This is a genomic window from Sphingomonas sp. CCH9-E2, from assembly GCF_001557215.1.
Taxonomy (GTDB): Bacteria; Pseudomonadota; Alphaproteobacteria; order Sphingomonadales; family Sphingomonadaceae; genus Sphingomonas.
The window spans coordinates 1-5,745 of sequence record NZ_LSJM01000177.1 but is presented as its reverse complement, the minus strand read 5'-3'; the positions used below and the strand labels follow the sequence as shown (position 1 = coordinate 5,745).

The 5,745-nt window shown below is 67.5% G+C and carries 5 protein-coding genes; 1 reads left to right on the top strand and 4 read right to left on the bottom strand.

All coding sequences use genetic code 11. From position 1 onward, the window contains the following. The 4 genes from AX681_RS08990 to AX681_RS08975 all read right to left on the bottom strand — a co-directional run. Positions 1–194: hypothetical protein (locus AX681_RS08990; protein ID WP_156456065.1), on the bottom strand; the 194-nt coding region annotated here is incomplete at its 3' end. After that, the gene (prsR, locus tag AX681_RS08985; protein ID WP_066660750.1) at positions 178–1,539 is read right to left on the bottom strand and encodes a PEP-CTERM-box response regulator transcription factor; all 1,362 of its coding nucleotides are present in this window, start codon (positions 1,537–1,539) and stop codon (positions 178–180) included. The genes AX681_RS08990 and prsR, both read right to left, overlap by 17 nt. Then, complete coding sequence (gene prsK, locus AX681_RS08980; RefSeq protein WP_066660754.1) at positions 1,536–3,572, bottom strand: XrtA/PEP-CTERM system histidine kinase PrsK; 2,037 nt, start codon at positions 3,570–3,572, stop codon at positions 1,536–1,538. The genes prsR and prsK overlap by 4 nt, the downstream gene beginning before the upstream one ends. Positions 3,573–3,576: 4 nt before the next feature. Further along, the gene (locus AX681_RS08975; protein WP_066660757.1) at positions 3,577–4,965 is read right to left on the bottom strand and encodes a TIGR03013 family XrtA/PEP-CTERM system glycosyltransferase; all 1,389 of its coding nucleotides are present in this window, start codon (positions 4,963–4,965) and stop codon (positions 3,577–3,579) included. 170 nt (positions 4,966–5,135) lie between these two features. Between AX681_RS08975 and AX681_RS08970 the strand changes: the two genes are divergently transcribed. Further along, positions 5,136–5,745: sugar phosphate nucleotidyltransferase (locus tag AX681_RS08970; protein ID WP_156456064.1), on the top strand; the 610-nt coding region annotated here is incomplete at its 3' end.

Below are 5,745 nucleotides of genomic sequence, written 5' to 3'. Positions count from 1 at the left end.
CTGCGCGCCAGCGCCGCGCGCGCGGCGGCGGGGTCGGGGCGGTCGGTGATGACCGATTTGAAGGCGAAGAGCGCGACCGCGAAGGCGCCGAGGCACAGGCCGAACACGACCAGGCGGCGCAGCGTGACGCCGCGCCGGGCGCGTGCTTCGCCCGAGCGGCGACGACGGCGGCGGGGTTCAGGGCTGGAGGTCATAGGCCTTCATCAGGTCATAGAGGGTGGGGCGGCTGATCCCGAGCAGACGCGCGGTGCCGGAGATATTGCCCTCCGCCCGCGCCAGTGCGTTGGCGATGGCGCGGCGGTCGGCGGCCTCGCGGATCGCCTTGAGATTGATCGGCTCGGGGTCTTCCGCGGGCGCGAGGTCGAGATCGGCGGCGGTGACGAGCTTGCCATCGGCCATGATTGTCGCGCGCTTCACGCGATTCTCGAGCTCACGGACATTGCCCGGCCAGTGCCACGCGTCGATCGCGTCGATCGCGTCGGGGGCGAAGCTCTTGGCGGGCAGCTTCATCGCGCTGGCGTGCTTGTGGAGCAAATGGCGCGCGAGCAGGCCGGCATCGCCCGGTCGTTCGGCCAGGCTGGGGATGCGCACGACAATCTCGGCGAGGCGGTAGTAAAGATCTTCGCGGAAGCTGTTCGCCGCGACCATCGCGTCGATGTCCTGATGCGTCGCGCACACGACGCGGGTGTCGACGGGGATCGGCTTGCGCCCGCCGATCCGCTCGATCACGCGCTCCTGCAGAAAGCGGAGCAGTTTGACCTGGAGCGGGAGCGGCACGTCGCCGATCTCGTCGAGGAACAATGTGCCGCCCTGCGCCTGTTCGATCTTGCCCTCGGTCGTCTTGACCGCGCCGGTGAACGCGCCCTTCTCATGGCCGAACAGTTCGGATTCGAGCAGGGTTTCGGGGATTGCGGCGCAGTTGATCGCGACGAACGCGCCCTTGCGTCCGCTCGCTTCGTGCAGGCCGCGCGCGAGCAGTTCCTTGCCGGTGCCGCTCGCACCGAGCAGCATGACCGAGACATCGGCGGGGGCGACGCGCTCGATCGTGCGGGTGACCTTGAGCATCTCGGGCGCGCCGGTGATGATGCCGCCGAGCGCATTGCCGCTCTCGGCGCGCGCGGCGAGGCGGCGGTTTTCGGCTTCGAGCGCATGGACGTGGAAGGCACGCGCGACGATCAGGCCGAGCGCGTCGATGTCGATCGGCTTCTGGTAGAAGTCCCACGCCCCCATCGCGATGGCGCGCAGCATCGATTCATGCGCGCCATGGCCGGAGGCGACGATCACCTTGGTATCGGGCTTGAGCGCCAGAATGGCTTCGAGCACCGCGAACCCCTCGCTGGTGCCATCGGGATCGGGCGGCAGGCCGAGGTCGAGCGTGACCACTGCCGGCTCCTCGGCGCGGAGCAGCGCGATGGCGCTCTCACGGTCGCTGGCAGGCAGGATCTGATAGCCCTCATAGGCCCAGCGCAGCTGGCGCTGCAGGCCGGGATCATCCTCCACGATCAGCAATTTGGGGAGCGGGGCGGGCTTGTCGGTCATGCGGCGTTTCCAAGGGCGTTGGCATCGGCGCGCGCGGCGCGCAGGGTGACGCGGAAGCGGCTGCCACGCCCCTCCGCACTGGAGACGTCGAGCCGTCCGCCCATTTCCTCGGCCAGCTTGCGCGCCTCGAACGCGCCGATGCCGAAGCCGCCGGATTTGGACGAGACGAACGGGCGGAACAGCTTTTCCCGGATGAACGCGGGCGACATGCCGCAGCCGCGGTCGATCACGTCGATCGCGACCGCATCGCCCAGCTCGACAATGGCGAGGGTGACGCGCGCTTCCGGCTCGCTGGCGTCGATGGCATTCTGGACGAGATGGCCAAGCAGGGTTTCGAGGCGGGCGGGATCGGCGATCGCGATCGGGTCGCCCTTGCTCACCACCTCGACCGGATGGGTCTTCTCGCGGCTGCGCGCGATGCGGCGGAGCACGGGCGCGAGTGGCATGGCGACCGGCGGTTCGTTGCGGGCGCGGTGATGCTGGGACAGGCGCGCGAGCAGGTCGTTCATGCGGCCCGCCGAATTCTGCAGCGTCGCGACCATGTCGGCGCGGAATTCGGGATTGTCGGCGTGACGCTCGGCATTGCGCGCGACCAGGGTCAGCTGGCTCACCAGATTCTTGATGTCGTGCATGATGAAGGCGAAGCGGCGGTTGAATTCGTCGAAGCGCTCGGCCTCGGCCAGTGCCTCCTGCGCGCGTTCTTCGGCGATATGGCTTGCGACTTGGCGCCCTGCGGCCTTGAGCAGGTCGAAATCCTCCCAGTCGAGCGCACGGGGGACCGGCGGGCGGGCAAGCACGATCGCGCCGGCGAGCTTTTGCTGGTGCGGCAGTGGCACGACCACCCAGGCCTGGTCCCAGGCACGGATCGATGGCGGCACCGCATCGGCGCCTGCGCCGGTGTCGAGTTCGACCACCAGTGCGGGATCGACGCGGTCGCGCTGCCAGCTTTCGCCATAGGCCGTGGGCAGGTCGGCGCGCGCGATGTTCCAGCCGGCACCGACGGTGAAGCTGTCACCCTGTGGCAGCAGCAGCACGCCCGCGGGGGAGTCGGTCAGGTCGGCGAGCGCCTTGACGATGCGTTCGTCCAGCGTCGCCGTGCCATCGGGCTCGCCCAGCGTCTCGGTGAAGCGCATCCATTCGGCGCGATAGTCGTAGCGGTGGCGGAAGAAATGCTTGGCGAGCTTCACCTTGATCCAGGCGCGCAGCCACGAGCTGGAAACCAGCGTGAGGATCGCGGCGGTGGACCCGAAGACGAAGGCGGTCTGGAGCAGACGTGCGTCCGGCCCGCCGATCGCGGCGAGCGCGCTGGTGGCGGCGGCGAGCAGCGCGACATAGACGCCGATCGCGATCAGGGTCAGCGCCTGATAGATGACGGTGCGCGACATCTGAACCGGCCGGTCGCCGCGCTGTTGCAGCCCGGCGGCGATGGCCATCGCGATCAACGCCATGGCAAAGCCGCGCACCGCGATCAGCTGAAGCGGCCAGCGCTCGACCAGCCAGGCGACGGCGAGCAGGTTGATGTCGACCAGCCACATCGCCCCGAGCGCGAGGATCACCGGGCGCACCGCATGACTCTGACGCGGCGCGAGCGCGCTGTGCAGCCCCTGAATCAGCAACAGTGCGGCGACGGTCGCTAGCATCTTGAGCAACAGCGACGCGTCGAGCATCGGGCGTGGCAGATCGCCGGCGGCGCTGGTGAAGATGTCGAGTGTCGCCGCCATCAGGATGACGACCGCGACGACCCCGAACACGGTGCCGATCGCGGCGGGCGGCCGCTCGATCGCTCCGCCGCGATAGAGCGCGACCATGAAGCCGAACCAGGCGAGGTTGCGCGCTGCGCCCGCGATCTGCGTCACGAGGTCGCTTTCACCGATCCCGGCTACTGCGAGCGCCCACAGCGCGGTGACGGTCAGCGCCGCAGAAAGCGGGATGCGCGGCATCGTCGCCTCGCCGCTGCGCAGCGCCCACAGGCCGATCGCGCCGAACAGCAGGGCGGCGAGCGCATGGCCCCAGAGGATCAGCGTCGCGAGCATCGCGTTACCGCGCTCCGTCCGGGAACAGGACGACGCGCAACGTCTGGAGCAGGATCAGCAGGTCGAGGAAGGGCGAGTAGTTCTTGGCGTAATAAAGGTCATATTCCAGCTTCTGCCGGCTATCCTCGATCGACGCGCCATAGGGATAGTTGATCTGCGCCCAGCCAGTAATGCCGGGCTTCACCATGTGGCGCTCGGCATAATAGGGCAGCTGCTGTTCCAGATCCTCGACGAATTGCGGGCGTTCCGGGCGCGGGCCGACAAAGCTCATCTCGCCCTTCAGCACGCTCCAGCATTGCGGCAGCTCGTCGATCCGCACCTTGCGGATGAAGCGGCCGACGCGGGTGATGCGCGGATCGTCCTTTTCGGCCCAGACGGCCTTGCCGGCGACCTCGGCATCCTGGCGCATCGAGCGCAGCTTGATGATGTCGAAGCCCTGACCGTAGAGGCCGACGCGGCGCTGGCGATAGAAGGCGGGACCCTTGCTCTCCAGCTTTACCGCGAGCGCGCCGAGCGCGATCAGCGGTAGCGTAAGCGCGAGCAGGATCAGGCTGGCGGCGATGTCGAACAGCCGCTTGAACATGCTCGACAGCATACGACCGGAGGAGAAGCCGTCGGAGAAGATCAGCCAGCTGGGGTTGACCGACTGCAGGTCGACGCGGCCGGTCTCGCGCTCGAGAAAGGTCGAAATCTCGTTGACATGGACGCCGGTGGTCTTGATCCGCAGCAGATCCTTGAGCGGGAGCGCGTTGCGGCGTTCTTCGAGCGCCAGCACCACTTCGCTCGCGTTGAGCAGCACGACATGGTCGGCGAGGTTGTAGATCGCGTCGCGCGCGATCGCTTCGGGAATGACGCGGTTCGCCTCGCTCATCGACACATAGCCGACCACGACGAAGCCCGACCCGGGCTTCTTGGACAGGACCTTCAGCCGCTCGGCGCGCGGGCCGGCGCCGAGCACGACGACGCGGCGCTTGAACACCTGACTGCCCAGCGTCTTGCCGAGCAGGATGCGCAGCGCGAACAGCGCCACGAACGACGCGAGCATCGCGTAGAGCAGGTTCGAACGCCAGAAGGTGAGCGCTGGAACGAGGAAGAAGATCACCGCCAGGAAGATGGTGCCGAGCGAGATCGCGACGAGCAGGCGCGCGGTGGCAACGCGGTTCGATTGCAGCGAATCCGCGCCATAGACGCCGACCGCGATCATCGCGAGTTCGAGGCTGGCGACGAAGCTGAGCATCTGGGGGATGCGCGTGACGATCGGTTCGACATCCATTCCGATCTGGTGCGCGCGATAGATCCAGCCGAACTCGGCCGCCGCGAACAGCAGCACGATGTCGAACAGCGCCAGCAGCAGCACGGCGTTCGGGATATAGTGTTTGAACAGGCGGATCATGATGGCCCAACCCTAAAGCGCGAGTGTAAACAAATCCGACACTGGCCCCCATGTCGGCGAAATTGACGAAGAAATGCTGAATGGCGGAAACTGCGGCCCAGATAAGTGTTTGGGAGTGCAGCCGGTGCCGCCTATGGGTGTCACGCGGCGGGGGCTTTGAAGGGCAATACATGAGCGAGCATGAAGCGATCGTCCCGGTGATCCTGTCGGGCGGTTCGGGCACCCGGTTATGGCCGATGTCGCGCCCCGAACGGCCCAAGCAGATGCTGGCGCTGACTGCTGACGAGACGATGCTGCAGCTGACCGCGCAGCGTGCACCGGCCGAGGCGGGGTTCGGCGCGCCGATCGTGGTCGCCAATGCGCTGCACGCCGACATGATCGAGCAGCAATTGGGCGGAGCAGACGCGATCCGCGCGATGATCCTGGAGCCGATGGGCCGTAACACCGCGCCGGCCATTGCGCTGGCCGCGCTGGCGGTCGATGGCAGCGCGCCGCTGCTGGTGATGCCGTCGGACCATGTCATCGCGGATATCCCGGCGTTTCACGCGGCGATCGAGGCCGCGCTGCCGGCCGTGCGGGACGGCTGGATGGCGACGTTTGGGATCAGCCCCGATCATCCCGAAACCGGCTATGGCTATATCCGCGTCGGTGAGGCGATCGGGGAGGGCATCCACCGCGTCGCGCGCTTCGTGGAAAAGCCCGAGCGTGCCGTGGCAGAGGCGATGGTCGCGAGCGGCGACCATGTGTGGAATGGTGGCATCTTCCTGTTCCGTGCAGACG